The organism is Tardiphaga sp. 37S4 (genome assembly GCF_021044645.1).
Classification (GTDB): Bacteria; Pseudomonadota; Alphaproteobacteria; order Rhizobiales; family Xanthobacteraceae; genus Tardiphaga; species Tardiphaga robiniae.
The window spans coordinates 6,070,264-6,096,776 of sequence record NZ_CP088008.1 but is presented as its reverse complement, the minus strand read 5'-3'; the positions used below and the strand labels follow the sequence as shown (position 1 = coordinate 6,096,776).

Below are 26,513 nucleotides of genomic sequence, written 5' to 3'. Positions count from 1 at the left end.
GCTAGCTCTCTTTCACCGCGACATTCGGCACGCGCCCGAAGATCGTCGCCTGCTCCGCGCGCGCCTCTGCAACGATCCGATCTGTGGCGGCCTCGATCGACGTGCTGATCGCCGCGATGAATTCCTTGCGGGGCAGGCCGGCCGGCAACGGATCGAGAAACTCCACCACCAGCGTGCCGGGATAGCGCAGGAAGGTGCGGCGCGGCCAGAACAGGCCGGAATTCAGCGCCACCGGCAGACACGGCGCGCCGGATTTGGCGTAGATCTGCGCGACACCGGGTTTGTAATCCGGCGGTGCCTCGACGGGACGACGCGTGCCTTCGGGAAAGATAATGAGCTGACGGCCGAGCTGGATTTCCTCGGTGGCGCGCTTGGCCATATCGATGAGCGAACGCGCACCGCCATCGCGATCGACGCCGATCATCTTCGACTTCTTCAGGTACCAGCCAAAGAACGGAATCTGCCCGAGCTCGCGCTTGTAGATGAACAGCGGCCGATCGAAGAACGGCATCAGCGCGAAGGTCTCCCACATCGATTGATGTTTCGAGGCGACCACCAGCGGCCCCGCCGGAATTTTCTCGAGTCCGCGATAATCGACCCTGGTGTTGCAGACGATACGCATCAGCCAGATGCTGCTGGTCGCCCACGCCTTCGCGATCGCCATGAAGGCGCGAGGCGGCATCACGAAGGTTGGAATCGCCACCAGGATCCAGAACACCAGCAGCACATAGAACAGCACGTTGTAGATCAACGAACGCACGAATATCGAAGTCATGGTGTTCCGATCAGCTCAATTGCAGTTCAATTCGCAGACGCCGTGGCCGGCCGGCGCTGCGGCGCGTCGCTCTGCTGGTCGCTGCCGGAATCCGGCATCAGATCAATGCCGATATTCGCCAGCCGCACCCGCGCTTCGGCCGCGAGATATTTGACATATTCCGATAGCAGCAACCGCAGCGTCGGGCCACTGGTCCACCACGGCTCGTCACGCCATTTGTCGCCAATCACCGAGAACGGGATCAGCTCGATATCCGGCATCTCATGTGACATTTCGACGATCGCGCGCGGCATGTGATAATTCGAGGTCACCACGATCAGCGACTTGAAGCCGCGCTCATGGACCCAGCGTTTGGTCTCCACCGCGTTGCTGCGGGTGTTGACGGCGGAGCGATCGAGATCGACGCAGCAATCCAGCAGCCGCTGGCTGTCCGGCAGCGTGCGCGAGATATTGGCGGCGCCATTGGTCGGATGCACGCCGGAGATCAGCAACCGTTTGCCGAAACCGTTGGCGAGCAGTTCGAGCGCATCCGCGACGCGCGACGATCCGCCGGTCAGGACCACGATGCCGTCGGCATTCGCCGACGGCTTCAGCTCGCCGCTGCGCAGTTGCGCGAGGAACGCGACAAAGCCGATGGCGCCGACCATGAAGGACAGTGCAAATGCGACCACAAGTGCCGCACGGATGACGCGCCGCCGCGGTGGCGCGGCAACGGGCATCTCCGTGGTGTTCTGGTCGTCGAGCAAGATCATCGGTCTGGCGTTTGGTCCTTTGGCAGCAATCTTAGGTATTTTTCGGCGCCTTGGCGATGCCATCGCCTGTGCCTGAGACGTTACTCGATGTCGTTCAGCGTCGAGAACAATGTGCGGCGCGACGCCCAGGCGGTAATTCCTGCTATCAACAGCGCCTGCCCTGCCACCGCGAGATAGCCTGACGACCGCAGCGAGAACGTCCCCAGCAACGCGGCGAACTGATCGCCCACCGGCGTGCCGGAAAACCAGCTCGCGATCGACTCCGAAAACCCGAACATCAGCATCGCGGCACCGCCGCCAATGATACCGCCCTGCAGGCCAAGCCGCAGGAAGTGGCGGAAGAAGCGATTGGCGATGTAGCGGTCGCCCGCGCCGACGAAATGCAGCACCTCGACGATCGGCCGGTTCGCCGCCATCGCGCCGCGCGTCGCAAAGGATACAGAGATAATGGTGGCGATAATAACGAGCGCAAGGATGCCGAGCCCGGCCAGCACCGTTGCCGATGTCATCGAGCGCATCCGCTCCACCCAGGCGCGATGATCGTCAACGCTGGCCGAGGGCACGGCCTGCGTCACCCGTTTGCGCAAGCCGATAATGTCCAGCGCCGTCCCCGGCGCGACACGTGCAATGATAACGCGCGGCACCGGCAGCTCGTCGAGCGACAGTCCCGTGCCGAGCCACGGCTCCAGCAACTGCGCCGATTGCTCCCGGCTATAGGGCTGCACCTCGACAATCCCCGGCTGGCCGCGAATGGCGTCGGTCACCGCCTGCGTATCGCGGTCGAGATCGCGGCCGCCCTGCGGCTTCACCTGGATGGTGATTTCGCTGGCGACTTCCGATTGCCACTCCGACGCCGAGGCGCTGATCAGTAGCACTGCGCCTGTGGTGATGGAGGCGAGGAAGGTCATGATGGCGACGACGGCGACCAGCGCGCGGCCGGCGATCGAGCCGCGCGGCACGATCGGGGATGCGTTGCGCGCCTTCGCCGGGACCTGCGGACGATCGGTGCCGAGGTCCATCAGCGGGCCGTGTTCTTCGCCGATTCTACTCATAGATATGCAGCCGGCCTTGATGCAGCACCATGCGCCGCGCGTCGTATTGATCCATCAATGTAATATCGTGGGTCGCGATAATCACCGCGGTGCCCGACTTGTTGAGTTCGATGAACAGCCGCAGCAGACGCCGGCCCAGCGTCGGATCGACGTTGCCCGTCGGCTCATCCGCCAGCAGCAGCATGGGCCGCGCGATCACCGCGCGCGCAATCGCAGCGCGCTGCTTCTCGCCGCCCGACAGGATCGGCGGCAGCGCATCCATGCGATCGCCGAGCCCGACCCATTTCAAGAGATCGATGACTTCGCGCCGATAGCTGGACTCCTCACGCCCCATCACCCGGAACGGCAGCGCGACATTCTCATAGGTCGTCATATGGTCGAGCAGACGGAAATCCTGCAGCACGATACCGATGCGCTTGCGCAAGTCGGCGATCTCGTCCTTGCCGAGCAGCGAGATATCCTGGCCGAACAGATTGACCAACCCGCGGGTCGGCCGCAGCGACAGGAACAGGAGACGCAGCAGCGAGGTCTTGCCGGCGCCAGAGGGACCGGTCAGGAACTGGAACGAATGCGCAGGGATCTGGAAATTGAGGTCGCGCAGAATCTCCGGGCCAAGCCCGTAGCGCAAACCAACATTTTCGAACCGGACCACATTCAGCTCCGTTCGATGGGTTCAAAAAGCCTCAAAAAGACGGTCAATTGCTTGTGCGGCCGTTATGGTTTCCGATTCGTTAACGGTCGTCTTGTAGCCTGCCGGCCATGTCATCGGCTATCGGCTCCATGCATATCGTTTGCCCCAATTGCACGACGTCCTACGCCGTGAACCCGGCCACGTTCGGCGATGCCGGACGAACGGTGCGCTGCGCCCGCTGCAAGGAAGTCTGGCTGGCGCGGCCGGAGGACCTCTCCCGCGCCGAAGCCCGTGTTCCCGCCATGGCGGCGAAGGCCAGCGAGCCCGATCCGAACGAAGATATGAGCGCCTGGGGCGTGACCGAGAACGACGACGCCTCGGCGCCGAACGTTCCGGTGGTGGACAGCCCGTCGATTTCGGCCGACTGGCCGGTCGATGCCAATGATCGCACCGAAACAGCCGACTGGGCCACGCTGGCGCAGCACGACGCGGTGGCCGCGATGCGGGCCACCCCGCCGTCGCGCCTTGCCGTGCTGGGCCGTTTCGTGCCGTCGCTGCCGCGGTTGTTCGTCATGCCACGTCACAGCCTGCCGATCGCCACCGCGGCCATGGCGTCGCTGTTGCTCGCACTGGTGATCTGGCGCGTCGACCTGGTCAAGCTGATGCCGCAGACCGCGACTTTCTACCAGGCGGTCGGCCTCGACGTGAATATACGGGGGCTTGCCTTCAAGGACGTCAAGGTCACCACCGAGACCGTCGATGGCAAGTCGGTCTTGCTCATCGAAGGCCTGATCGTGTCAGAGACCCGCATCCCCACCGCATTGCCGCGCCTGCGTTTCGTGGTCCGCGACGAGAAGGGGACTGAAATATATGGCTGGAACGCCGTGCTCGAGCAGCCCGGCCTCAATCCCGGCGACAAGACGTGGTTTCGATCGCGGCTGGCCTCGCCGCCGGCCGAGGGCCGCAGTATCGATGTGCGCTTCTTCACCAAGCGCGACGTCGCCGGCGCGTAAGTCCAAGGAGTTGTCGTGGCGCGTATCCTGATTGCTGATGACGAAGAATCGATGCGGCTGCTGGTCGGCCGCGCCATCGCCATGGATGGCCACGAGATCGTCACTGCCGAAGACGGCGCCGAGGCGCTGGAGATCCTTACCGAGCGGGGCGGCGCATTCGACCTGCTGCTGACTGACATCAAGATGCCTGTCATGGACGGCATCGCGCTGGCGCTGGCCGTCGCGCGCGATTTTCCCGAACTGACAATCCTGCTGATGACCGGTTACGCCGACCAGCGCGAACGCGCGACGGGCCTGAATGCGATCGTGCACGATGTGGTGACGAAGCCGTTTTCCGTGGCGGATATCCGCACTGCGGTGGCGGACGCACTGGCAGTGAAGAACAAGGGATAGAGGGCTCTTTCTTATCCCTCCCCCAAGCGGCGAAGCCGCGCAGCGGGGAGGGTGGCTGGCCGAAGGCCAGACGGGTGGGGTCGTGCCACAAACGCCGCTCTCACTTGCCGAAGCACCCCACCCCGGCCTATCGGCCGACCCTCCCCGCTGCGCTTCGCTTGGGGGAGGGAAACCACTGGCACCGGCGCTTCCTAACTCCGCCCTCAATAATCCTTCAGCAGCCGCTCAATGTAATCGAGCTCAAGCTGCGGCCGGGTCGTATCCCCGAGGCGACGACGCAGCTCTTCCAGGATTCTCCGCACGCGCTGCACGTCGATCTCGCCGGGAATCTTCACCGTGAGGTCGTCGCCAAGTTCGCGGCCACGCAGCGGACGCCCGAGCGGATCACTTTGCCGGCCACCGCTCTGCTGGCGGCCGGGATTGTTGCCGGGGCCTTCGTTCTGGCCTTCCCCCTCGCCCTGCTGCATGGCCTGCGCGAGCTTCTGGGCGCCCTTGCGGAGCGCATCGAGTGCCTTGCCCTGCGAACCCACAGCGCCATCGGCATTGCCCTCGCCGAGCTGGCCGCCGGCATCACCCATGGCGCTGTCGGCATCACCGAGACCATCACCGTCGCCGTCACCATCGGCGTCCGCCTGATCGTCGCCGCCTTGACCTTGGCCCTGCCCTTGCTGGCCCTGCTGGCCTTTTTGCCCCTGCTGTCCTTTTTGGCCCTTCTGACCCTGACCCATGCCCTGCTTGGCGAGTTGATCCTGCAGCTGCTTGAGGCGATCGCGCAGGTTCTGCTGATCCTGCTGCAGATCGCCCATACCCTGCTCGCCCTGCTTGCCGCGGCGGCGCTCGTTGCGCTGGTCCTGGCCCTGCTTGAAGGTCTTGTCGCGAAGCTGCTGCTGCTTGCGGATCATGTCCCCAAGCTCGTTCATCGCCTGATCCATCTCGCTGTCACCGGACTGGCCGGGCTGCGCCATCTGCAGGTTTTCCAGCATCTGCTGCATCTGTTCGAGCAGTTGCTTGGCGGCATCCTTGTCGCCAGAGCGCGACAGCCGCTCCATGCGCTCGATCATGTTGTTGAGGTCCTGCTGCCGCATCACCTTGGTGTTCTTGTCGAGCGGACGCGCCAGCTGCTGCGGGTTCTGCTTCATCTGCTCGGCGAGCTGCTTCAGAAAGTTATCCAGCGCCGCACGCAGGTTCTCGGTGAGCTTCTTGATCTCCTCGTCACTGGCGCCGCGCTCCAGCGCCTGCTTCAGCGCGTCCTGCGCCGCCTTCAGCGCTTTGTCGACATCGGTGATGTCGCCGTCCTCGATGGTGACGGCGAGCGCCCACATGCTGGCAACGACTTCTTTCAGGGCCGCGTCGGTGCGGGCGCGTTCGATCTGGGTGGCAACACTGCGCAGCCCGAGATACTGACCGGCTTCCGGCGTGAAAGCTTCCGGCGCGATCATCAGGGCCTGCAGCGCGAAGGAGACCTGGCCGCGCTGATTGGCGTCGAGTGCCAGGATACGGCGCTGTTCGATCAGCGCGCGGGGCAGCGGCTTGGTGAACAGCCGCTCGGGCAGGCGCATGTTGAACGGCTCGCTCTTGCCCTCGTTGCCCGACTCATCCTTCGCGGTCAGCGTCAGCGTGACATCGGCGCCGGCATAGGGATCCTCGCTGAGATCCTTCACGGTCTGGCCGACACCGTTGCGCGTGCGCGCATTTGGCAGCACCAGCGCAAATGACGGCGCATCGAACAGCGGCCGCGGCTTGGCGGCTTCCTTGATGCCATCCTTGGTCTCGGCGGGACGCGCCGCGAATTGCGCATGGGCTTCGGTAACGCCGTAGTCGTCCTCGAGCTTGTAGGACATCTGCAGCGAACCGCGCGCCTGACGCTCCGGGTCCTTGGCGAGCGCGATGGTCGGCGGACGATCACCCGTTGCCGTGAACTTCCACTGCGGCTGGCCGGACGGCGCACGGACATGTGCTGTCCCGTCAGACGTGATGGTGAAATGCTTTTCGTTGGTGCCCTTCGGGGCTTCCGCCGTCGGCGCCACGTCAGCGACGCCGCCGGTGAGAACGACATCAAGCGCACCACCGCTGGAGCGCACGATCAGCGTCGAGCCCGACGGCACCGGTAATGCAGCGGCATCGGCCGTGGACGCGTCCTTGTTGGCGGCAGAGAGGATGATCGGCGGCTTGCCGGTGTAAGGCGGCGGCGTGATCCAGGCATCGACGCGCACATTCGCCGGCGCCAGCACGCCGTTCCAGTCGAACGCCGCCATGATCCGCGCACCGCGCTCGCCGCTGGCGGCAAACCAGGTGGCGAACAGCAGCACGACCACGATGGCGCGCAGCGCCCAGGGGTCATGGATCGCGAGGCGCGGCGACGGCAGACCGGCGCGGATTTTCTTGAGCGAGGCCAGCGTACGCTCGCGTTGAACCAGCCACAGCGCCCGGGCCATCGGGTCCTGCGACGACAGCGTGTCGGTCAGCGCTGTTGCGGGGCGATGTGCAATGCCGGTGCCGCGATCGAGGCGTGACAAGCCCTCTTCACGCGACGGCCAGCGAAACTTCAGGAGAGGAACGAGCGTCGCCAGCGCGGCAATGACGAACAACGCAAGACCGATGGCGCGCGCCGTGAAGGGAAGCGTCAGCCACAGACCAGCCCAGGACGCCACCAGAAACAAACCGACGACGCTGAGCAGCCGGGCCAGATGTGGCCATCCCCGCTCCCAGGCAATCGCCACCCGGGCACGCTGCAGCGCCTGCGCCAGCTGAAGCTGCGCCGCCGCCTGACGATCGGCATTTGGATCGTGTGGGGGTTGTGGTCGGTCGGGGGGCGCAGCGCTCAACGACGATCTCCGATGTTACCGCACGACACACTAGCACGGCGGCGGCAATGAGGCATGGCACGGGGGGCCATCCGTACACATGCAAAGCCTGAGCCTAAGTCGATTCGGGGCGATTGGGGTCACGAAGGCGTGAGGCAGGTGCACACCGATGGTAGCGGCATCCCTCCCCCAAGCGAAGCGCGGTGGGGAGGGTCGGCCGATAGGCCGGGGTGGGGTGCCTCCGCAGGCGCAGAGCGTGAGGATATACCCCACCCGTCTCGACCGCTGCGCGGTCGATCCACCCTCCCCGCTGCGCGGCTACGCCGCTTGGGGGAGGGACAAGAGTCACAACCAGGGCGCGGCCTTGTCCATGGCGATCAGCTGCTCGACTTCGATCCGCGGGCGGACCACCGCATACTGATCGTCCTTCACCAGCACTTCCGGGACCAGCGCGCGGGTGTTGTAGGTTCCCGCCTGCACGGCGCCATAGGCACCGGCGGTCATGATCGCGAGCAAATCGCCGGACTTCAGCTCCGGCAGCTTGCGGTCCAGCGCCAGATAATCACCGGTTTCACAGACCGGGCCGACCACATCAACGGCCACGAGCTTCGCACCGGGTGCGGGCGCCGCCACCGGCAAAATCTCGTGATAGGCCTCGTACAAAGTCGGCCGGATCAGATCGTTCATGGCAGCGTCGATGATGACGAAGGTCTTGCCGTCGCCATGCTTCACATGGATGACGCGCGCAACGAGAATGCCGGCATTGCCGACGATCATGCGGCCGGGCTCGAACATCAGCGTGCAGCCGAGATTATGCGTCACGCGCTTTACCATGGCCGCATAGGCCATCGGCTCCGGCGGCGCGGCGCGGTCCTCGTAATAAGGAATGCCGAGGCCGCCGCCGAAATCGACATGCGAAATCGTGTGGCCGTCGTTGCGCAGCACGGTGACGAAATCGGCCAGGATGCGAAATGCCTGCTCCATCGGGGCGAGATCGGTGATCTGGCTGCCGATATGCATATCGACGCCGGTGACCTCAATGCCCGGTAGCTTCGCAGCGCGGGCATAGACCTCGCGTGCCTTGCTGATGGGGATACCGAACTTGTTTTCGGACTTGCCGGTGGAGATCTTGGCATGCGTGCCGGAATCCACATCGGGATTCACGCGGATCGAGATCCGCGCCGTACGGCCGGTCTCGCTGGCGATCTCCGACAGCAATGCGAGTTCAGGCTCCGACTCGATATTGAGGCAGAGAATGTCTTCGTCGAGCGCCAGCCGCAGTTCATCCGCCGTCTTGCCGACGCCGGAAAACACGATCTTCTTCGGCGGAATGCCGGCGGCGAGCGCGCGCTTCAATTCGCCGCCCGAGACAACATCGGCGCCCGCGCCGAGCTTCGCCAGCGTACGCAGCACCGACTGGTTGGAATTCGCCTTCATGGCGTAGCAGACCAGCGCCTTGGTATCGGCAAAGGCCTCGGTAAAGACGCGGTAGTGCCGCTCCAGCGTGGCGGTCGAATAGCAATAGAATGGCGTGCCGACGGCATCCGCCATTTCGGCAATATCAACGCCTTCGGCGTGCAGCACGCCGTTGCGATAGTCGAAATGGCGCATGGCGAGTTAGTCCAGGATCGGATCGAGCAGGAACGGCTTCTTGCGACCACGGGTCGCCGCCGGCGGGCCCTCATCGACACCGTTCGAGGGCGCGAACACGTCCCTGCCCTTATTGGCAGCCGACTGTGCATCGGGATCCGCCGCTGGAGCGCCGGTACCCATCGGCTGCGCAGACGCCTGTGGCGGCAGATCGAGGCCGCCTTTACGGCCGCAGCCAGCCAGCGCCAAAGCAGAAGCGGTCAGAACGAGAATGGCCCATCGCGCGGACGCAGGGCGGGTCGGACGAGTCACAGCTAAATCCCCAAATGCGGGCGCACCATACAAAGATTGCCGCGCTCTGGCGAGACCCCGAAATCCATTGAATTTTCGCACGCCAAACCCGATCAGCCCAATTTCCGCTCTTTTTCCAGTCGCTTGAGCCAGGCCTTCGCCTGCGACGTCACATTCTTCGGCGCCGTGCCGCCATAGCTGACCCGGCTCTTCACCGAGGATTCCACCGACAGCACCTTCATCACTTCTGCCGTGATCTTCGGTTCCACCGCCTGCATCTCATTCAGCTCGAGCTCATGCAACGCCACGCCCTTCTTGGTGGCGATGCCGACGATCCGGCCGGTGACGTGATGCGCCTCGCGGAATGGCATTTTCAGCGTCCGTACCAGCCAGTCCGCCAGATCGGTGGCGGTGGCATAGCCCTCGCCGGCAGCAAGCTTCATGCGCTCCTCATTGGGCACGAGATCGCGGACCATGCCGGCAATCGCGCGGATCGCCAGCGACAGCGCCGAATAGGCTTCCATCGCACCGGCTTTGTCTTCCTGCATGTCCTTCTGATAGGCCAGCGGCAGACCCTTCATGACAATCAACAATCCGGTGAGCGATCCGATCACGCGGCCGGTCTTGGCGCGGACCAGTTCGGCCGCATCCGGATTGCGCTTCTGCGGCATGATCGAGGAGCCAGTGGTGAACTTGTCGGAGAGCCTGACAAGACCGACCAGCGGCGAGGTCCAGATCACGATCTCCTCGGCGAAGCGCGACAGATGCACGGCCGCGATGGAAGCCGCCGACAGCGTCTCCAGCACGAAATCGCGATCCGACACCGCATCGAGCGAATTGGCCATCGGCTTGTCGAAGCCAAGCGCCTTTGCCGTCGCGTGACGGTCGATCGGGAACGACGTGCCGGCCAGCGCCGCGGCGCCGAGCGGGCTTTCATTGAGACGCTTGCGCGCATCGGCGAAGCGGCCGCGATCCCGCGACACCATTTCCACATAGGCCAGCAGATGATGACCGAAGGTCACCGGCTGCGCGGTCTGCAGATGGGTGAAGCCGGGCATGACCGTGTCGGCATGCTCCAGCGCACGATCGACCAGTGCCCGCTGCAGCGACGCAAAGGCCACGTCGATCTCGTCGATCGTATCGCGCACGAACAGACGGAAATCGGTCGCAACCTGGTCGTTGCGCGAACGCGCCGTGTGCAAGCGGCCGGAGGCCGGGCCGATCAGCTCGCCGAGCCGGCTCTCCACATTCATGTGAATGTCTTCGAGCGCACGCTTGAATGTGAACGACCCCTTGGTGATCTCTGACAGGATCGTGTCTAGACCGCCTGCGATATTTTTCGCATCTTTTGCGGTGATAATCCCTTGCTTGGCAAGCATCGCAGCGTGGGCCTTGGACGCGGTAATGTCCTGGGCATAGAGGTGGCGATCGACGTCGATGGAGACATTGATTTCCTCCATGATGGCGTCGGGGCTTTCATCGAACAGCCCGCCCCACATCTTGTTGCTCACATTGGAGCCCTTACCGTCATTGCTGGACTTGCCGTTGCCCTTGCGCGAAGCCATGAATTGTCACTCATCTTTAACCGCAGCCGACGGATCGTCCGTCGCCAACCGTTGCATAGCCCTAACTGAGACCGAATGACAAACCCTATGCCCGACCAGCCTGCCCCCCGTCCGGCCAAACGCCGCCTGATCGTGCTCGGCGCGGTGCTCGTGGGCGCCGTGATCGGCTTTGCCGCGGTATCCAATCTGGATCGGCTGCGGCAACAGGCTGCGCCGGGCGATCCGACCTGTGCACCGGCCATAGCGCTGTCGAAGAAGATCGAGCCGCTGGCGCGCGGCGAAGTCGCCGGCCTGACCATGGCCAGGACGCCGCTGAAACTGCCGGACCTCGCTTTCAGGGATGCCGACGGCCAGGAGAAGAAGCTGTCCGACTGGCGCGGCCGGACGGTGCTGGTGAACCTGTGGGCCACCTGGTGCGTGCCCTGCCGCAAGGAAATGCCGGCGCTGAACAACCTCGAGACCAAGCTCGGCGGCCCGGATTTCCAGGTCGTGGCAATCAATATCGACACCCGCGACGCCGAGAAGCCGAAGGCTTTCCTGAAAGACGGCGGCCTCAACCGGCTGGATTATTTCACCGACACCTCAGCCAAGGTGTTCCAGGACCTCAAGGGCATCGGCCGTGCACTGGGTATGCCGACCTCGGTGCTGATCGACGGCAAGGGCTGCGAGATCGCGACCATCGCCGGCCCCGCCGAATGGGACAGCGAAGATGCCATCAAGCTGCTGAAAGCGGCGGTGAAGCCCGCCGCGGCCAGTTTCTGAAGACCACGGCACTGCGACATACGGCCGCCTGCGCGGATCGCAAAATTCTCCAGAATGCTGTCGGATGAACGCAATTGCGTTCGTCTTGAAAACAACCGGGCCACGCGCGCCCGGCGCCGACGCATGACAACAGGGAGAAACGACCAATGGCCTATATCGACGGATTCCTCGTTCCGGTGCCGAAGAAGAAGCTGAAAGCCTATGCCGCCATCGCGCGCAAGGCCGGCAAAATCTGGCGCGAATACGGCGCACTCGACTATCAGGAATGTGTCGCCGATGACGTCAGCGTCGGCAAATGGACATCGTTCCCGCGCAGCGTGAAACTGAAACCCGACGAGACCGTTGTGTTTTCCTATATCATCTACAAGACGCGCAAAGATCGCGACCGCATCAACGCCAAAGTGATGAAGGATCCGCGCCTCGCCAAGATGATGGATCCGAAGGCGATGCCGTTCGATGCCAAGCGCATGATCTATGGTGGCTTCAAGACGCTGGTTTCAGTCTGACGCCACAACGGAGGACGCCATGACGCCGCACGGCCATTTCAACTGGAATGAATTCGTGACGCGCGATCCCGAGCGCGCGAAAGCCTTCTATCAGGAGACCATCGGCTGGACCTATCAGGCCAAGAAGCTGGCGGGCGGCGGCATCTACTGGATCGCAATGATGGACAATGTGCCGGTCGGCGGCATCTTCCACGCGGAAGGCCCGGGCTACGAGAATGTCCCCGATGGCTGGATGCCGTATCTCGCGGTCGACGATGTCGATGCGCGTGTGAAGAAAGCTGTCGCGGCCGGCGCGACGCTGATGCGGCCGGTATTCGACATTCCCGATGTCGGCCGGCTCGCAATCCTGCTGCAGCCCGGCGGTGCCGGGATCGGCTGGATCACGCCGTTCGCGTAAGAGCGGCGGGAGGCAGCAGGCTGCTGCCTCCCTTCGCGCTTCAGGCCGGCACTTCGCCGCCGCTGCGCGACAGCAACACGAGCAGCGCGCCCGCCAGTGTCGCCGCTGCGAGATAACCAACGGCACCGAACGGGCCAAAACCGTCGACAAGAATGCCGCCAACGACAGCGCCGACCGTGATCGCGACCTGGAATGCTGAGACGAGCAGGCCGCCCGCAGATTCGGCTTCGTCAGATGCGACCCGCACCATCCATGTCTGGAAGCCAACCGGCAGCACACCGAACGCAAAACCCCAGAGACCAACCGCGATGCCCGCGACAAGGCCCGAAGCGCCAAAGACAAACAGCACCAGCGCGAGCACGGCGATGGCCGCAGATCCCGTGACGATCGCAAGTTTCGCACTACGGGCGACAAGCACCCCGCCCGCGAAATTGCCGAAGAAACCGCCAACGCCATAAGCCAGCAGGACGAGCGAGATCGCAGTGACCGGAAGCTGCGGCACTTGTTCGAGGAAATGCCGGACGTAAGTGAATCCGGCGAAGTGGCCCGAGATACTGACGGCGATTGCGATCATCACAAGCCGGACACTGGGCCGACGCATCAGCACGAACAGCGTGCGCACATCCGGTGATGTGAGCGGCGGCAAGCGCGGCAGCGTCAGCACCTGAAAGACGAGCACGACGGCGCCGACAGCGGCCGCCAGCAAGAACACGTTCCGCCAGCCCCACAGATCTCCAAGATATGCACCGATGGGCGCAGCGCTGACGGTGGCGATCGAAACGCCACTGAAAATCAGCGAGATCGCGCGCGGCAGCGCCTCCGCCGGAACAAGCCGCATCGCGGTGGCCGTTGCCATTGCCCAAAAACCGCTGAGGCTGATGCCGAGCAGCACGCGGGCAAGCAACAGGATTGGAAGATTGCTCGCGGTAGCCGACAGCAGATTGGACACGATCAGCAGCACCGTGAGCGACCACAGGACGACGCGGCGATCCATGGCGCGTGTCACAATGGCCGTCGCAAGTCCGGCGATGATCCCGACAAGGGAGGTCGCCGTCACCACCTGCCCGGCAGCGCCAACCGAAACGCCGAGATCGGTGGCGATCGGCGTGAGCAGGCTGGCGGGCAGGAATTCAGCCGTGACCTGGCTGAACGCGCCCAGCATCAAGGAGACAACAGCCGCCCAGGCCGCTTCCGTCCGCTCAGTGGTTACGGGAGAAACATCGGCCTCAAGTGCAGCAGTGGCGGAATCAGTCATGGCAGTCTCCAGCAGGGACCCCGGAGATGGAGGTGACCTCCTGGAGTTTCCATGCTAGAAAACCCTCAATGCTTGATCATTCGTCCACACCTGTCGCCACTCACCCCCTGACCGAAATGCTCCGGGGCTTGAAGATTGAGGGCGTCGATTACGTCCGCTGCCGCATGACCGAGCCATGGGGGCTGGTATTCCCGGCACGGCCGAAGGCGCAATTCCACTTCGTCGCCGAGCGCGGCTGCTGGCTGCGAACTCTGGATAACGCGTGGGTCCGCCTTGAACCAGGTGATGCGGTCTTGCTGCCGCGCGGCGCGGAACATGCGCTGGCGAGTTCACCCGATGCCTTCCCGGCACCGGTCGAGAATTGCCAGTTCGAGCCGGTGTGCTGCGGCATCCTCGACACCTGCAGCGGCGGCAACAAAAATGGCGAAGAAACCGTGCTGTTCGGCGCCGGCATGACCTTCAACCTCGACAGCCAGCATCCCTTACTGCTGATGATGCCCGAGCTAATGCAGATGCACGAACTTGCTACCGACGAGCCCGCCATCCCGCATCTGCTCGAGGCCATGACGTCCGAACTGGCGCTGGATCGCGTCGGTGCCGGCGGCATGCTGACGCGGCTGGCCGATGTTGTCGCCGCTGCACTGATCCGCAACTGGGTGGAGAAGGGCTGCGGCTCTGCCGGTTGGGTCGCAGCAGCGCGCGATCCCGGTATCGGGCGGGTTCTCGCCGCGATCCATCGCGATCCGACCAGGGATTGGACCGTTGAGGCGCTGGCCAACGTCATGCATGCGTCACGCTCGGCATTTGCATTGCGCTTCGCCAATGTCGTCGGCCAGACACCGGCGCGTTACGTCGCGCAATTGCGGATGCAGGAAGCAAAGCAGTGGCTCGTTCGCGACCGCCTGAAGATCGCGGTCGTCGCACGTCGGCTTGGCTATGAATCGGAAGCCGCGTTCAGCCGCGCCTTCAAGCGCATCATCGGCGCGCCGCCGAGCCATTTTCGCGCGACACTGACTGCTGCGTCCAGTCGCGAACGGCCAGCTTCAACAGCGCCTTAAGCGGCGATATCGACGTTGCCGCCGACGCCCGCGCCGAGATTGGCCTGGGAGGCCTGCTGTGCGCCGCCGAGCAGCGTGAGCACGGTGTTCTTTTCCATGTCGGCATTCGACTTCATGATCGAGGTCGAAATCTGCTGCTGCGTTCCCGCTGCCTTCATGGCAAGCGCGCTGGCAACCAAGGCCATATCCATCAAAAACACTCCGTAACGTCGTAGCGCCGGTATAGCGGTGCGGGGTTAACGAATGTTGACCTGGTGCAACAATCAGCCGGCATTCGCCCGAAATGCTGCACCCAGCGTGCGCAGCGCGCCGCGCGCCCGCGCATCGGTGAGGCTGGAATGCAGCATCGTCTCGGCATCCTGCAATTTCGGCAGACCGAGGCGCGGACCGAGATCGATGCTGCCGGCGGGAGCAACACGGCGGACCAGCGCACCAACGGCGAGACCGGCGGAGATCGCTGCGCCGATGGTCGCAACACCGCCGCCAACGAAGGCTTCAGTCCACGGAATGCCAGCCCCATCGAGCGCCGCAATCGCCGCTGAACGGACCGTACATGGCGCGGACTGCGCCGCAAGTCGCAGCGGCTCACCGGGCGCGTGCCGAAAATCCAGTGTGCCCATCCAGCCAAATGGTTCTTCCATCAAGACTTCGCCGTCACCACGTCGCCTGTCGATCCGCAACACGATCGCCGCGTCGAGATCGCCAGCGTCATAGGCTGACAGCAGGACCCGCGATGACTCGATCCGCAATTCGATCACCAGGGACGGATCGGTCGCGCTCATGCGTTTCAATACGTCGGCAAGATCGGCGCCGACGAGATGATGGCTGATCCCCACCACCAGACGCCGCCGCTCGGCAGCGAATGAGCCAATGGCCGACTGATGCGCCGCGACGAGATTTCGCGCGGAGGCCAGAAAAGCCGCCCCCTCCGCCGACAGGCGCACCAGCCGCGGCGTTCGCTCCAGCAGGCGCTTGCCTAGCCCGCTTTCCAGCCGCTTGATCTTCAGGCTGATCGCCGACTGCGTGCTTCCCATCGCCTCGGCTGCGCGGGTGAAGCTGGTGAGATCGGCCACCAGCACGAAGGCTTGGACGGCCTCGATATCGAGCGCTTTCATCGACAATCATTTCAATATGACATCATTGAAATACTATTTCATACGATTTTCCAATGATCAATATGGGATTAGGTTTGCTGCATCGGATTTGAACGACAGGAGACCACCATGCCGCTGGTTCGCATTTCACTGAAGAAGGGCAAGCCCGCCGCCTATCGGGAGGCGATCGCCGAAGGCGTCTATCAGGCGCTGCGCGAGACCTTCAACGTCCCGGAGGGCGACCGTTTCGTCACCATCTCGGAGCACGAGGATGGCACTTTCATCTATGATCCGAATTATCTCGGCATTCGCCGGACCGATGATCTGGTCATCATCCAGTTGACGGTGAGTAACACTCGTCCGCGTGAGCAGAAGCAGGCGCTCTACAAACGGATCGTCGAAAAGTTGACTGACAGACCGGGCCTGCGGCCCGAAGACGTCTTCATCAACCTCGTCGAAGTGCTGCCCGAGAACTGGTCGTTCGGCAACGGCGTGGCGCAGTACGTGACATGATTACGCAGCGCGAGACATTGATGGCGCATCTGTGCGGAGTCGGCATGGGCATAGCGACGATTGTCAGTCTAGTGCCGGCGACGGTGAGCTTGATGCGGGCTCTCATCTAACCAGGCACTCCGTCATGCCCGCGCGAGGCGCGGCTTCGCTGGATGTCGCGGGCATCCGCGTCTTATTTTGCTGGCCACAAAAACGTGGATGGCCGGGACAAGCCCGGCCATGACGAAGTCTTACTCTAACGGACGGCGCGCGAAACTTAGCGCGTCGGGATCGGCTTCTCGCCGCGATAGTCGTAGAAACCGCGCTGGGTCTTGCGACCGAGCCAGCCGGCTTCGACATATTTCACCAGCAGCGGGCACGGCCGATACTTGGAGTCGGCAAGGCCTTCATGCAGCACCTGCATGATCGACAGACACGTATCGAGGCCGATGAAATCGGCGAGTTCGAGCGGCCCCATCGGGTGATGCGCACCGAGCTTCATCGCCGCATCGATGGCTTCGACATTGCCGACGCCTTCATACAGCGTGTAGATCGCCTCGTTGATCATCGGCAACAGAATACGATTGACGATGAAGGCCGGGAAATCTTCCGAGACGGCGATCTGCTTGCCGAGCCTCGTGACGAAGTCCTTGGACGCATCGAAGGTCGCGTCATCGGTGGCAATGCCGCGGATCAGTTCGACCAGCTCCATCAACGGCACCGGATTCATGAAGTGAATGCCGATGAATTTCTCGGGACGGTCGGTCGACGCGGCGAGGCGCGTGATCGAGATCGACGATGTGTTGGAGGCGATGATTGCCTCCGGCTTCAGCACGGCGCAGAGATCGTGGAAGATCTTGCGCTTGATCTCTTCCTTCTCGACGGCGGATTCGATCACGAGATCGCAATCGGCAAGGCCGTCCATCGTGTCCGACGAGGTGATGCGATCCAGCGCGGCCTTGCGTGCATCCTCGGTGATGACCTTCTTCGACACCTGACGCGACAGGTTGCCGTTGATCGTCGCCATGGCAGACTTCAGGCGGTCGGCAGAGACATCGTTCAGCACAACTTCGAGGCCGCCCAATGCAGCCACATGCGCAATGCCATTGCCCATCTGGCCCGAGCCGATCACGCCGACTTTCTTGATCATAACCGCCATCTTGCTTGTCATCTCTGGGAACACGCCGCCCGCGCATGCCGCGTTCGGAAAGCTATCTTTACATAAAATATCGGCCGGAGTCAGTCACTCCGGCCGATGTCGTTAATTGAGGCGCAAAGCCCTAATTCAGCAAGGCCTTATTTGCCAAATCCTTGCCTGCCGGGCCTCTACTTGCCGAGTGCTTCGGTCAGCTCCGGCACGGCCTGGTAGAGGTCGGCGACCAGGCCGTAATCGGCGACCTGGAAGATCGGCGCGTCTTCGTCCTTGTTGATCGCGACGATCACCTTGGAGTCCTTCATACCGGCGAGATGCTGGATCGCGCCGGAAATGCCGATGGCGATATACAGCTCCGGAGCCACGACCTTGCCGGTCTGGCCGACCTGCCAGTCGTTCGGGGCATAACCGGCATCCACCGCGGCGCGCGAGGCGCCGACACCGGCGCCGAGCTTGTCGGCGAGCGGCTCGATGTATTTGGCGAAGTTCTCGCGGCTCTGCATGGCACGGCCACCGGACACGATGATCTTCGCCGAGGTCAGTTCCGGACGATCGCTCTTGGCCATGTCCTCGCCGACGAAGGTCGACAAACCCGGATTCTCGGCCGTCTTGGCGTCTTCCACCGCCGCGCTGCCGCCTTCACCGGCTGCACCGAAGGTCGAGGTACGCACGGTAATGACCTTCTTGGCGTCCTTGGACTTTACGGTCTGGATCGCGTTACCGGCATAGATCGGACGCTCATAGGTGTCGGGCGCAATCACCTTGGTGATTTCCGACACCTGCATCACGTCGAGCAGAGCGGCGACCCGCGGCATCACATTCTTCGAGCGCGTGGTCGCAGCGGCGATCAGCACGTCATAGGCGGGCGCCAGCGACACGATCAGCGCGGCCAGCGGCTCGGCAAGATCGTGGGCATAAGAGGCGTCGTCGGCGAGCAGTACCTTGGTGACGCCCTGCAGCTTGGCGGCAGCTTCCGCGGCCGGCTTCGCATTCTGGCCGGCAACGAGGATGTGCACCTCGCCGCCGATCTGGGTGGCAGCGGTGAGCGCCTTGTTGGTGGAATCCTTCAGGGTGGCGTTGTCGTGATCGGCAAGCAGCAATGTCGGCATTAGAGCACCCCGGCTTCAGTCTTGAGTTTCGATACCAGTTCGGCGACGTCCTTGACCTTGACGCCGGCCTTGCGGCCGCCCGGTTCGCTGGTCTTGATGATCTCAAGACGCGGAGAAATATCGACGCCGTAACCATCGGCGGTCTTCTCGTCGATCGGCTTCTTCTTCGCCTTCATGATGTTCGGCAGCGATGCGTAGCGCGGCTCGTTCAGACGAAGGTCGGTCGTGACGATGGCCGGTCCCTTGAGCTTGACGGTCTGCAGACCGCCATCGACTTCACGGGTCACGGTGACGTCGTCGCCCTCGATGACGAGCTTGTTGGCGAAGGTCGCCTGCGGCCAGCCGAGCAGCGCGGCCAACATCTGGCCGGTCTGGTTGGCGTCGTCGTCGATCGCCTGCTTGCCGAGGATCACCAGGCCGGGCTTTTCCTCATCGGCGACAGCCTTGAGGATCTTCGCCACGGCGAGCGGCTCGACGGTGCCTTCAACCTTGACGAGGATGCCACGGTCGGCGCCCATCGCGAGGCCGGTGCGGAGGGTTTCGGACGCCTGTGCGGGACCGATCGAGACCACGACCACCTCGGTTGCCTTGCCGGCCTCTTTCAGGCGCAGGGCTTCCTCGACAGCGATTTCGTCGAACGGATTCATCGACATCTTGACGTTGGACAGTTCGACGCCCGATCCGTCGCTCTTGACGCGAACCTTGACGTTGTAATCGACCACCCGTTTGACCGCGACCAGAACCTTCATCGATCCTCTTTCGTGTGAGTTTTATTGTTTCAGAGCTTGCTCGGAAGCTTGGGCGCGGAACCTAAAGCCCCTGCCACACGGGGTCAACGCGCCAGACCCTAAAATCGAATGTCTCTAGGCCAGCCGATTTAGCCGAAATTACCGGTTCTGGCCGGGCACCCAGAGCACATCGCCGGCGCCATTGTCGTTCTGCGAGCGGCTGGCGACGAACAGAAAGTCCGACAGCCGGTTCATATACTGGATACCAGCATCCGAGACCGGTTCATCGGGCTGGGCGGCGAGTTCCACCATGATCCGTTCCGCACGGCGGCAGATCGTGCGGGCTACATGAAGGTGAGCGGCGGCTGGAGTTCCGCCAGGCAAAACAAACGAGGTCAGATCGGCCAGCGGCGCGTTGAGCATGTCAATATCGTTCTCCAACCGCTCGACCTGACTCGCCAGCAGGCGCAGCCGCTCGGCCTTGCCCTCGCGCTGCGGAACCGCGAGATCGGCCCCGAGATCGAACAGATCGTTCTGGATCAGCCCGAGCATCGCATCTAGGGACCGCGTATGGGCGAGATGCAGTCGTACCACGCCGATCGCGGCATTGGTCTCATCCACGGTTCCATAGGCGCTGACGCGGAGATCGTATTTCGGCCGACGTTCGCCGGTGCCGAGGGCCGTCGTGCCGTCATCGCCGGTGCGGGTGTAGATGCGGTTGAGAACGACCATCGAATTGATCCAGCGCCAGTTAAGGAATTTGCGTCAGCGACCCATCGCCCAGACGGTGGCCATGGTGAGGATAATGGCGACGAATTGTAGCACCACGCGCCACCGCATCAGCTTCTGCGAGCGATCCGGCGAGCCGCCGCGCATCATGTTGAACAGGCCAAGCAGCAGGACCAGCGCAACGGCGCCGACCGCGATGGGGAGGATAATGTTGCTGAGCGTTGATGTCATATCGGCTACATAACACTGCGTCACGGGCTGCGCTATCGTCAGTCGTCAAAATGGCACAGCGGTTACGCGCGCGCCGCAACGCAACGATCTGGCTTTTTCGCGTTAGATATCAGAAGCTAACATGAGGGCCGGTGATTTGCCGGGCCGATCCCGGACCAGGTGGCACGTGGGGCAGATACGCACCGTCTACGATGTTGTGATGGACGCCTTCTATACGTTTCTTGCCGATGACGGCTGGGCGATCGCCAGCCATATCGCCCTCTCCACCCTGATGGCGCTGTTTCCGTTCCTGATCGTGCTGGCCTCGCTGGCCGGCTTTTTCGGCTCCAAGAATCTCGCCGATCAGGCCGTCGGCCTGCTGCTGGAGGTCTGGCCCGATCAGGTGGCCGGCGCCCTGTCCTCGCAGATCCACGACGTGCTGACCACCACCCGCGGTGATGCGCTGACCATCGGTCTCGTGCTCGCAGTGTATTTCGCCTCCAACGGCGTGGAGAGCCTGCGCGTTGCCCTGAACCGCGCATACTCGGTGATCGAGCTGCGGCGCTGGTACTGGCTGCGGCTGGAGTCAATCGGCTACACGCTGGTCGCTGCCGTCACCGCGCTCGCCATGGCGTTCCTGATCGTGCTCGGCCCGCTGATGCTGGAAATCGTGAGGCGCTATGTCCCGCTGATGGTGGAGAACAACGAGCGACTGCTGACGGTGGCGCGTTATGGCATCACCATCGTCGCCATGGTGATCGCATTATTCATCCTGCATGTGTGGCTGCCGGCAGGCCGCCGCACCTTCAGTCAGATCCTGCCGGGCATCATCTTCACGATGCTGGCGTCGCTGGCCTCGGGTATCGGCTTCGGTCTTTATCTGGCCCGCTTCGCCAACAACTATGTCACCATGTATGCAGGCCTGGCATCGGTGATCATCGCGCTGGTGTTTCTGTATTTCATTGCGGCGATCTTCGTATTCGGCGGCGAACTCAATGCCGCCATCATCAAGTCGCGGCTGCCCCACGGCGTCTCGCTTCAAGCAGCGCAGTCGCTAGCGCCCGCGGAGACACCGGTTTGATCAGAAACGCGTCGGCGCCCGCCTGACGCGACGCGGCTTCGTCTTCACTGCGACCGGAGACGCCAATGATCGCGACGTGGCCATGCGGCGCCCTCAGCGCACGAATCTGCCGGATCGCCTCGACGCCATCGATACCCGGCAGCACCATGTCCATGAGCACCGCATCGAACGTGCCCTGCGCAACGCGCTCCGCAGCTGCTTCGCCACGACCGATGAACTCGGCCTGATGACCGAGTTCGGTGAGAATGGCATTGAGCACGACGCGACCAAACGGATTGTCCTCGACGCTCAGCACCCGCAGCGCGTCTCCCGGCGCAACAGAAGCATCATCGGCGCTCGACATGATGGCGATCGGACCACTCGTCTTGTCGAGGCCGACCGTCAGCGTGAACACCGTCCCACCACCGCGGCTCTGCGCCACAGTGATATCGCCACCCATCGCGCGCGCGAGTTGCTTCACCGACGACAGGCCGAGGCCGGCACCGCCAAAACGCGATGCGATCGACACATTGGCCTGCGAGAACGGTTTGAACAGCCGCTTGATCTCGGCGAGCGTGAGCCCGATGCCGCTATCGGAGACGGTGAAGGATACGCCGACCTTGCCGGCCATACGCACGGGCGAGACCTTCAGCGCCACATTGCCCTGTTCGGTAAATTTCACCGCATTGTCGATCAGATTTTCCAGCGCCGCGCGCAGCCGCACGGGATCGCCGACCACGAACACCGGCAGTCTGTCGGAGATCGCGACCCGCGACAGCAGTCCCTTGGCAGCCGCGCGGCCCGCGAGCGAGTCGCCGATGTTGCGGGCAAGCGCGCGCAGATCGAAGAAATCCTGCCGCAGTTCGAACCTGGATTTATTGCTGCGCGCCGCATCGACGAACAGCGTCGCGAGACCCGCCAGATGTTCGGCGCCAGCCTTGATCGTCTCGACCCAGCGCCGCTCACGCTCGTCGAGATCGGAGGTGGCCAGCAGATCGCTGACCGCAAGAATACCGGTCAGCGGCGTGCGCACCTCATGGGCAAACACTGCCAGCGCGGTTTCCACCATCGTATCGGCGCGCGGGGAGCTGCGCTTCGCGCGCGGCTTCGATGCAGGCTTCTTCGCCGCACGCTTCTTTGCCACGCGCTTTTTCAGCGTTTGCTTGGTGCGCGTCCGCATCTTGCGCGGAGAGCGCGATGTCAGCGCCATATGTTGCCCACCTGTCCCGGCGGCACCATGCCACGGCGGGGCGCGCGGAGTCACGCCGCGGGCCTGGTCCGGCTTGCGAATTTCTTGCGGCTAACTTGCGGCAGACGGGTCAGGTAGCCCGACCATGCGGCGGATATCCGCTGGTGTAGTGCCCCCGGCCCGCAACTCCCGCAGGCTGGTGGAGCCGGTCGATTTCGACAGTTTTGCGCCGGTGCCATCGCGCACGAGCAAATGATGCCGATAGACCGGCTGCGGCAGGCCGAGCAGTTGCTGCAGCAACCGGTGCACGCTGGTCGACCAGAACAGATCCTCGCCGCGCACCACATGGGTCACGCCCTGCAACGCATCGTCGATGACGACCGAGAGATGATAGCTGGTCGGCGTTTCCTTGCGGGCGAGGATGACATCACCCCAAGCCTCCGATTGCGCGGTGACGGTGCCCGTCTCGCCGCCCGGACCCGCGCCCTGCTCGGTCCATGCGAGCGAACCACTGGCCACAATGGCTCTGGCCATATCGAGCCGCAGCGCCATCGGGGCATCTGCCCGTTTGAGTTCGGCGACAGCCTGCGGCGACAGCGATCTGGCAATGCCTGGATAGAGAGGCGCACCATCGGGATCGCGCGGCCATGAGCCTTTCGCTTCTTCGGCCGCGATCATGCGCGCGATCTCACCGCGGCTCTCGAAGCTCGGATAGAGCAGTCCCATGGCGGCGAGCCGCTCGGTCGCGGCGCGGTAGTCGGCGAAATGCTGCGACTGTCGCCGTACCGGCATCTCCCAGGCGATGCCGAGCCAGGCGAGATCCTCATAGATCGCCGCCTCGAATTCCGGCCGGCAGCGCGTGGCATCGATATCCTCGATCCGCAGCAGCAACCGGCCACCGGCCTCGCGCGCCAGATCGAAATTCAGCAGCGCCGAAGCGGCGTGGCCGAGATGCAGATAGCCGTTGGGGCTGGGCGCGAAGCGAAAAACAGGGGCCATCACAGGTTTGCCTGGATCAGGTCGCGCGCGAAAGCACGCGTCAGCCAGTCCATGAACACACGCACCCGCGGCGAGAGCTGGCGATTGCGCGGATAGAGCAGCGACACGGGCGACGGCGTCGGCGGATGTTGCGGCAGCACCTCGACCAGCGTGCCATCGGCGAGTTCGCCCTTGATCCGATAGTGCGGCACCTGCACCAGGCCGAAGCCGAGTTTCGCCATGGCCACGTAATTTTCCGCGCTGTTCACCGTGATCGCCACCCGCAAGGAGACAAGACGCAGCGCGCCGCTGTCCTGAAATTCCAGCGGTAGCACCGCGCCCGTCGCCGAAGAGTGATAGCCGACCATCCGATGGCCTTCGAGCGCATCGATCGACATCGGCATGCCCATGCGCGCGAGATAGGACGGCGCGGCGCAGGTGACTTCATCCATCATCGTCAACCGGCGCGCCACCATATCGCTGTCGCGGAGTTCGCCGACACGCACCACGCAGTCGATGCCCTCGCGGATTAGGTCGACCAGCCGGTCGCCCTCGCTGAGATAGAGTTGGATATCAGGATATTCGGCGAGAAAGTCCGGCAGATGCGGCAGCACGAAATTGCGCGCCAGCGTGCCATTCATATCCACCCGCAACGGCCCTTTCGGCTTGGCGCCGCAGAACGCGCTTTCGGCGTCTTCGAGATCGGCAATCAGCGTCAGGCAGCGCTGGTGATAGGCCTCGCCGTCCAGCGTCGGCCGCACCAGCCGCGTGGTGCGCTCGAGCAGCCGCACACCGAGCCGCGCCTCGATCTGCTTGACGGCATCGGTCACGGTCGACCGCGGGAGGCCGAGATCCGCCGCAGCAGCCGTAAAACTGCGCCGCTCCACCACCCGGGTGAACACCCGCATCGTCTCGAAACGGTCCATCGTTTTGTTCGCTAAATCCGGATTGTGATGCCAGATAATGCATCATTATCCGGAAAATGGAATGGCCTAAGTTTCTGTCATCAGAACGGCGCTGCCAGTCGGCCGTCTTATCGAGGAGAAGCGAAATGACCAACCAATCCAGCAAGGTAGCCATCGTGACGGGCGCATCCCGCGGCATCGGCGCAGCCATTGCCGAGCGACTGGGCCGTGATGGCTTCACGGTCATCGTCAATTACTCCGGCAATGCCGCGCTGGCCGAGGCCGTCGCACAAAAGATCGAAGCCGCGGGTGGCCGCGCGCTTACCGCCAAGGCCGATGTCAGCGATCCCGCCGCTGTGCGCGGGATGTTCGATGCAGCGGAGACCGCCTTTGGCGGCATCGACGTGCTGATCAATAATGCCGGCATCATGAAGCTCGCGAAATTCGCCGACGCCGACGACGCATCGTTCGACCAGCAGATCGCGGTCAATCTGAAAGGCACGTTCAACACCATGCGCGAGGCGGCGAAGCGGCTGCGCGACGGGGGCAGGGTCGTGAACTTCTCCACGGGCGTGGTTGGCACCAAGCTCGAGAGCTACGGCATCTATGCCGCCACCAAAGCTGCGGTCGAAACCATGACGGGCATCATGGCCAAAGAGATGCGTGGCCGCTCGATTACTGTGAACGCCATTGCACCCGGCCCGACCGCAACCGACCTGTTCCTCGATGGCAAGTCACCGGAACTGATCGAGCGTTTCGCCAAGGCGACACCAATGGAGCGTCTCGGCACCCCCGAAGACATCGCCAATGCCGTTGCTTTCCTGGTCGGCCCTGAAGGCGGCTGGATCAACGCCCAGGTGCTGCGCGCCAATGGCGGGCTTGTGTGAGATCGGAGCGACTGCCGCGGCTCATTACTTTTTCCAAGCGCGGTAGTCGCTTTCCACCAGATCCGACATGGTCTTGGCCGCCATGCCCAGCCACCCCGGAGGCCGCTTCCTGAGATCGGCGCGCAGCGCTTTTGCGCCGATCTTGCTCGCGACGTGAATGGCAGCGAGATCCTGCCCCATCGCGTTCAATAGCTGCGTGGTCAGTTTGGCCAGCTCGGCGCCCGGACTCTTGCCGAGTTCAATCTTGCGGGAATCCGGCGCCAGCCGGCGGATCACGAACTTGCCGTCAATGGTCAGAAACGGATCCGGCGCGCGATAGCGTCCAAACGCCAGGGCGTGAAGATGCGAAATGCTCGACTTGCTACCATGTGCCCACAGCCATGCCGAAGGAACGAGCGCCTTTGCCTCCCTCAGGCAGAAACCCCCTTCCGCAGTGGCGACGGCCACGTATCGTGGCCGGCCGAGGCCGCCGGTGCCCGCGACACGGCTGCCAAATCTCTCGATCGTTGCGCCCTTCAGCGACTTTTTCAGTGCCCGGACGACCTTTGCAGGCGGCTTGGCGGTCGGATACTTCTTCACCTCGTTCCAGAACTTCGCCGGCTTCTTGCGCGCGCAAACGGCATAGGGCCGCATCCAGAATTCGCGTTGATCCAGTAGTGCCGGATGGGGATCGGCCAGACCCTTGCGGTAGCCGGCGAGAATGGCACGCGAGATTGCCGCTCTCCCAAGCCTCATGCCCGGCGCAAGCAGCGCGCTGGTCGTAAGACGAACGAGATCGAACAGATACGGCATCTTCGCCGCCTCATCGAAATCGTTGATGCCCCATACGAGACGCCCTTCGGCATCGCGCCAGGTCCCGTAATTCTCGAGATGCACGTCCCCGACGCAGAGGACATGCGGCGCGTCACATAAAGTCGGGCAGAGTTCTTCGATCTTCCTTGCCCACCGAAAATACGTGCCACGCAAAAAGACGAAGGAATCCTCCCGCATCAGCCTGTGTTTGAGCCTGAGGTCCTTTTCCACGACGTCGCACTGGCCACGCAGCCAACCCTCATACGCGCTATTATCTTCGCGAAAAGACATCTGGGCCTCGCGGTCGCTCAAAAACAATCAAAAGATGTATTGAATTCAGGAT

At 63.3% G+C, this 26,513-nt stretch carries 29 protein-coding genes; 9 read left to right on the top strand and 20 right to left on the bottom strand.

The genetic code is table 11. The features are described 5' to 3' along the window. Position 1: 1 nt before the first annotated feature. The 4 genes from LPB73_RS28985 to ftsE all read right to left on the bottom strand — a co-directional run bounded on the left by LPB73_RS28985 (position 2) and on the right by ftsE (position 3,231). Positions 2–775, bottom strand: coding sequence for a lysophospholipid acyltransferase family protein (locus tag LPB73_RS28985; protein ID WP_120287238.1), 774 nt, complete (start codon positions 773–775; stop codon positions 2–4). Positions 776–801: 26 nt separating this feature from the next. Continuing rightward, entirely contained in the window at positions 802–1,527 is a 726-nt protein-coding gene (locus tag LPB73_RS28980) for a YdcF family protein (protein WP_175365984.1), read from the bottom strand. A gap of 80 nt (positions 1,528–1,607) precedes the next feature. Then, the gene (locus tag LPB73_RS28975; RefSeq protein ID WP_068729178.1) at positions 1,608–2,579 is read right to left on the bottom strand and encodes a cell division protein FtsX; all 972 of its coding nucleotides are present in this window, start codon (positions 2,577–2,579) and stop codon (positions 1,608–1,610) included. Continuing rightward, positions 2,572–3,231: a cell division ATP-binding protein FtsE gene (gene ftsE, locus LPB73_RS28970; protein WP_068729180.1), complete on the bottom strand. Its 660-nt coding sequence runs from the start codon at positions 3,229–3,231 to the stop codon at positions 2,572–2,574. The genes LPB73_RS28975 and ftsE overlap by 8 nt, the downstream gene beginning before the upstream one ends. Before the next feature lie 128 nt (positions 3,232–3,359). Here ftsE and LPB73_RS28965 point away from each other — a divergent pair, with 128 nt between their 5' ends. Both LPB73_RS28965 and LPB73_RS28960 read left to right on the top strand, forming a co-directional pair. Beyond that, on the top strand, positions 3,360–4,223 hold the full coding sequence (locus tag LPB73_RS28965) for an MJ0042-type zinc finger domain-containing protein (RefSeq protein ID WP_231081282.1): 864 nt from the start codon (positions 3,360–3,362) through the stop codon (positions 4,221–4,223). Positions 4,224–4,238: 15 nt separating this feature from the next. Then, positions 4,239–4,616 carry a response regulator gene (locus tag LPB73_RS28960; protein ID WP_231079067.1) on the top strand — a complete coding sequence of 126 codons (378 nt, stop codon included), beginning with the start codon at positions 4,239–4,241 and terminating at the stop codon, positions 4,614–4,616. Positions 4,617–4,819: 203 nt separating this feature from the next. Here LPB73_RS28960 and LPB73_RS28955 read toward each other — a convergent pair whose 3' ends face one another. From LPB73_RS28955 to argH, 4 genes are all read right to left on the bottom strand, one after another. Continuing rightward, the gene (locus LPB73_RS28955) at positions 4,820–7,441 is read right to left on the bottom strand and encodes a TIGR02302 family protein (protein WP_231079066.1); all 2,622 of its coding nucleotides are present in this window, start codon (positions 7,439–7,441) and stop codon (positions 4,820–4,822) included. A 324-nt stretch (positions 7,442–7,765) separates the two neighbouring features. Then, the gene (lysA, locus tag LPB73_RS28950) at positions 7,766–9,031 is read right to left on the bottom strand and encodes a diaminopimelate decarboxylase (protein WP_231079065.1); all 1,266 of its coding nucleotides are present in this window, start codon (positions 9,029–9,031) and stop codon (positions 7,766–7,768) included. A 6-nt stretch (positions 9,032–9,037) separates the two neighbouring features. Next, positions 9,038–9,322: an LPS translocon maturation chaperone LptM gene (gene lptM, locus LPB73_RS28945; protein ID WP_093757398.1), complete on the bottom strand. Its 285-nt coding sequence runs from the start codon at positions 9,320–9,322 to the stop codon at positions 9,038–9,040. Between the two features lie 92 nt (positions 9,323–9,414). Further along, a complete protein-coding gene (argH, locus tag LPB73_RS28940; protein ID WP_231081281.1) occupies positions 9,415–10,812 on the bottom strand; it encodes an argininosuccinate lyase in 1,398 nt (465 codons plus the stop codon). A gap of 141 nt (positions 10,813–10,953) precedes the next feature. On the opposite strand from argH, the gene tlpA reads away from it, so the two are divergent. The 3 genes from tlpA (at position 10,954) to LPB73_RS28925 (ending at position 12,531) form a co-directional block, all read left to right on the top strand. Beyond that, on the top strand, positions 10,954–11,628 hold the full coding sequence (gene tlpA / locus LPB73_RS28935) for a thiol:disulfide interchange protein TlpA (RefSeq protein ID WP_231079064.1): 675 nt from the start codon (positions 10,954–10,956) through the stop codon (positions 11,626–11,628). Between the two features lie 146 nt (positions 11,629–11,774). Continuing rightward, positions 11,775–12,134 (top strand): DUF1428 domain-containing protein, encoded by a 360-nt coding sequence (locus LPB73_RS28930; protein WP_089267616.1) that lies wholly within the window; start codon positions 11,775–11,777, stop codon positions 12,132–12,134. Between the two features lie 19 nt (positions 12,135–12,153). Then, the gene (locus LPB73_RS28925; protein ID WP_231079063.1) at positions 12,154–12,531 is read left to right on the top strand and encodes a VOC family protein; all 378 of its coding nucleotides are present in this window, start codon (positions 12,154–12,156) and stop codon (positions 12,529–12,531) included. A gap of 40 nt (positions 12,532–12,571) precedes the next feature. Here the strand turns inward: LPB73_RS28925 and LPB73_RS28920 are convergent, their stop codons facing one another. Further along, the gene (locus LPB73_RS28920; RefSeq protein ID WP_231079062.1) at positions 12,572–13,786 is read right to left on the bottom strand and encodes an MFS transporter; all 1,215 of its coding nucleotides are present in this window, start codon (positions 13,784–13,786) and stop codon (positions 12,572–12,574) included. Between the two features lie 68 nt (positions 13,787–13,854). Between LPB73_RS28920 and LPB73_RS28915 the strand changes: the two genes are divergently transcribed. Next, entirely contained in the window at positions 13,855–14,844 is a 990-nt protein-coding gene (locus tag LPB73_RS28915; RefSeq protein ID WP_231079061.1) for an AraC family transcriptional regulator, read from the top strand. Here the strand turns inward: LPB73_RS28915 and LPB73_RS28910 are convergent. Together LPB73_RS28910 and LPB73_RS28905 are read right to left on the bottom strand one after the other, a co-directional pair. Further along, on the bottom strand, positions 14,841–15,035 hold the full coding sequence (locus LPB73_RS28910; protein ID WP_093757402.1) for a putative motility protein: 195 nt from the start codon (positions 15,033–15,035) through the stop codon (positions 14,841–14,843). The two genes, LPB73_RS28915 and LPB73_RS28910, sit on opposite strands and share 4 nt — an antisense overlap. A gap of 72 nt (positions 15,036–15,107) precedes the next feature. After that, positions 15,108–15,959: a LysR family transcriptional regulator gene (locus LPB73_RS28905; protein ID WP_089267621.1), complete on the bottom strand. Its 852-nt coding sequence runs from the start codon at positions 15,957–15,959 to the stop codon at positions 15,108–15,110. Positions 15,960–16,067: 108 nt separating this feature from the next. Here LPB73_RS28905 and LPB73_RS28900 point away from each other — a divergent pair, with 108 nt between their 5' ends. Continuing rightward, the gene (locus LPB73_RS28900) at positions 16,068–16,451 is read left to right on the top strand and encodes a tautomerase family protein (RefSeq protein WP_231079059.1); all 384 of its coding nucleotides are present in this window, start codon (positions 16,068–16,070) and stop codon (positions 16,449–16,451) included. 256 nt (positions 16,452–16,707) lie between these two features. Here the strand turns inward: LPB73_RS28900 and LPB73_RS28895 are convergent, their stop codons facing one another. The 5 genes from LPB73_RS28895 to LPB73_RS28875 all read right to left on the bottom strand — a co-directional run bounded on the left by LPB73_RS28895 (position 16,708) and on the right by LPB73_RS28875 (position 20,380). Continuing rightward, the gene (locus LPB73_RS28895) at positions 16,708–17,589 is read right to left on the bottom strand and encodes a 3-hydroxybutyryl-CoA dehydrogenase (protein ID WP_089267834.1); all 882 of its coding nucleotides are present in this window, start codon (positions 17,587–17,589) and stop codon (positions 16,708–16,710) included. Between the two features lie 167 nt (positions 17,590–17,756). Beyond that, entirely contained in the window at positions 17,757–18,692 is a 936-nt protein-coding gene (locus LPB73_RS28890) for an electron transfer flavoprotein subunit alpha/FixB family protein (RefSeq protein ID WP_089267623.1), read from the bottom strand. Further along, on the bottom strand, positions 18,692–19,441 hold the full coding sequence (locus tag LPB73_RS28885) for an electron transfer flavoprotein subunit beta/FixA family protein (RefSeq protein WP_120287249.1): 750 nt from the start codon (positions 19,439–19,441) through the stop codon (positions 18,692–18,694). The genes LPB73_RS28890 and LPB73_RS28885 overlap by 1 nt, the downstream gene beginning before the upstream one ends. Positions 19,442–19,579: 138 nt before the next feature. After that, on the bottom strand, positions 19,580–20,152 hold the full coding sequence (locus tag LPB73_RS28880; RefSeq protein ID WP_231079057.1) for a cob(I)yrinic acid a,c-diamide adenosyltransferase: 573 nt from the start codon (positions 20,150–20,152) through the stop codon (positions 19,580–19,582). A gap of 33 nt (positions 20,153–20,185) precedes the next feature. Beyond that, positions 20,186–20,380 carry a twin transmembrane helix small protein gene (locus LPB73_RS28875; protein WP_068730376.1) on the bottom strand — a complete coding sequence of 65 codons (195 nt, stop codon included), beginning with the start codon at positions 20,378–20,380 and terminating at the stop codon, positions 20,186–20,188. 199 nt (positions 20,381–20,579) lie between these two features. On the opposite strand from LPB73_RS28875, the gene LPB73_RS28870 reads away from it, so the two are divergent. Then, the gene (locus LPB73_RS28870; protein WP_210269064.1) at positions 20,580–21,440 is read left to right on the top strand and encodes a YihY/virulence factor BrkB family protein; all 861 of its coding nucleotides are present in this window, start codon (positions 20,580–20,582) and stop codon (positions 21,438–21,440) included. On the opposite strand, the gene LPB73_RS28865 is transcribed toward LPB73_RS28870, so the two are convergent. From LPB73_RS28865 to LPB73_RS28855, 3 genes are all read right to left on the bottom strand, one after another. Further along, positions 21,367–22,629 carry an ATP-binding protein gene (locus tag LPB73_RS28865; protein ID WP_231079056.1) on the bottom strand — a complete coding sequence of 421 codons (1,263 nt, stop codon included), beginning with the start codon at positions 22,627–22,629 and terminating at the stop codon, positions 21,367–21,369. The genes LPB73_RS28870 and LPB73_RS28865 overlap by 74 nt on opposite strands. Positions 22,630–22,719: 90 nt before the next feature. After that, positions 22,720–23,607 (bottom strand): tRNA glutamyl-Q(34) synthetase GluQRS, encoded by an 888-nt coding sequence (gene gluQRS, locus LPB73_RS28860; protein ID WP_414716837.1) that lies wholly within the window; start codon positions 23,605–23,607, stop codon positions 22,720–22,722. Continuing rightward, entirely contained in the window at positions 23,607–24,512 is a 906-nt protein-coding gene (locus LPB73_RS28855; RefSeq protein WP_231079054.1) for a LysR family transcriptional regulator, read from the bottom strand. The genes gluQRS and LPB73_RS28855 overlap by 1 nt, the downstream gene beginning before the upstream one ends. Before the next feature lie 125 nt (positions 24,513–24,637). Here LPB73_RS28855 and LPB73_RS28850 point away from each other — a divergent pair, with 125 nt between their 5' ends. Then, the gene (locus LPB73_RS28850) at positions 24,638–25,378 is read left to right on the top strand and encodes an SDR family oxidoreductase (RefSeq protein ID WP_231079053.1); all 741 of its coding nucleotides are present in this window, start codon (positions 24,638–24,640) and stop codon (positions 25,376–25,378) included. Positions 25,379–25,402: 24 nt separating this feature from the next. Here the strand turns inward: LPB73_RS28850 and LPB73_RS28845 are convergent, their stop codons facing one another. Further along, positions 25,403–26,461 (bottom strand): DUF2252 family protein, encoded by a 1,059-nt coding sequence (locus LPB73_RS28845; protein WP_231079052.1) that lies wholly within the window; start codon positions 26,459–26,461, stop codon positions 25,403–25,405. Between the last annotated feature and the right edge of the window lie 52 nt (positions 26,462–26,513).

Coding starts and splice junctions, on each gene's coding strand:
- LPB73_RS28985 (WP_120287238.1), bottom strand. CDS start 775: ATGACTTCGATATTCGTGCGTTCGTTGATCTACAACGTGCTGTTCTAT.
- LPB73_RS28980 (WP_175365984.1), bottom strand. CDS start 1,527: ATGATCTTGCTCGACGACCAGAACACCACGGAGATGCCCGTTGCCGCG.
- LPB73_RS28975 (WP_068729178.1), bottom strand. CDS start 2,579: ATGAGTAGAATCGGCGAAGAACACGGCCCGCTGATGGACCTCGGCACC.
- LPB73_RS28965 (WP_231081282.1), top strand. CDS start 3,360: ATGCATATCGTTTGCCCCAATTGCACGACGTCCTACGCCGTGAACCCG.
- lysA (WP_231079065.1), bottom strand. CDS start 9,031: ATGCGCCATTTCGACTATCGCAACGGCGTGCTGCACGCCGAAGGCGTT.
- tlpA (WP_231079064.1), top strand. CDS start 10,954: ATGCCCGACCAGCCTGCCCCCCGTCCGGCCAAACGCCGCCTGATCGTG.
- LPB73_RS28930 (WP_089267616.1), top strand. CDS start 11,775: ATGGCCTATATCGACGGATTCCTCGTTCCGGTGCCGAAGAAGAAGCTG.
- LPB73_RS28925 (WP_231079063.1), top strand. CDS start 12,154: ATGACGCCGCACGGCCATTTCAACTGGAATGAATTCGTGACGCGCGAT.
- LPB73_RS28920 (WP_231079062.1), bottom strand. CDS start 13,786: ATGACTGATTCCGCCACTGCTGCACTTGAGGCCGATGTTTCTCCCGTA.
- LPB73_RS28915 (WP_231079061.1), top strand. CDS start 13,855: ATGCTTGATCATTCGTCCACACCTGTCGCCACTCACCCCCTGACCGAA.
- LPB73_RS28910 (WP_093757402.1), bottom strand. CDS start 15,035: ATGGATATGGCCTTGGTTGCCAGCGCGCTTGCCATGAAGGCAGCGGGA.
- LPB73_RS28905 (WP_089267621.1), bottom strand. CDS start 15,959: ATGAAAGCGCTCGATATCGAGGCCGTCCAAGCCTTCGTGCTGGTGGCC.
- LPB73_RS28900 (WP_231079059.1), top strand. CDS start 16,068: ATGCCGCTGGTTCGCATTTCACTGAAGAAGGGCAAGCCCGCCGCCTAT.
- LPB73_RS28895 (WP_089267834.1), bottom strand. CDS start 17,589: ATGGCGGTTATGATCAAGAAAGTCGGCGTGATCGGCTCGGGCCAGATG.
- LPB73_RS28890 (WP_089267623.1), bottom strand. CDS start 18,692: ATGCCGACATTGCTGCTTGCCGATCACGACAACGCCACCCTGAAGGAT.
- LPB73_RS28885 (WP_120287249.1), bottom strand. CDS start 19,441: ATGAAGGTTCTGGTCGCGGTCAAACGGGTGGTCGATTACAACGTCAAG.
- LPB73_RS28880 (WP_231079057.1), bottom strand. CDS start 20,152: ATGGTCGTTCTCAACCGCATCTACACCCGCACCGGCGATGACGGCACG.
- LPB73_RS28875 (WP_068730376.1), bottom strand. CDS start 20,380: ATGACATCAACGCTCAGCAACATTATCCTCCCCATCGCGGTCGGCGCC.
- LPB73_RS28870 (WP_210269064.1), top strand. CDS start 20,580: ATGGACGCCTTCTATACGTTTCTTGCCGATGACGGCTGGGCGATCGCC.
- LPB73_RS28865 (WP_231079056.1), bottom strand. CDS start 22,629: ATGGCGCTGACATCGCGCTCTCCGCGCAAGATGCGGACGCGCACCAAG.
- gluQRS (WP_414716837.1), bottom strand. CDS start 23,607: ATGGCCCCTGTTTTTCGCTTCGCGCCCAGCCCCAACGGCTATCTGCAT.
- LPB73_RS28855 (WP_231079054.1), bottom strand. CDS start 24,512: ATGGACCGTTTCGAGACGATGCGGGTGTTCACCCGGGTGGTGGAGCGG.
- LPB73_RS28850 (WP_231079053.1), top strand. CDS start 24,638: ATGACCAACCAATCCAGCAAGGTAGCCATCGTGACGGGCGCATCCCGC.
- LPB73_RS28845 (WP_231079052.1), bottom strand. CDS start 26,461: ATGTCTTTTCGCGAAGATAATAGCGCGTATGAGGGTTGGCTGCGTGGC.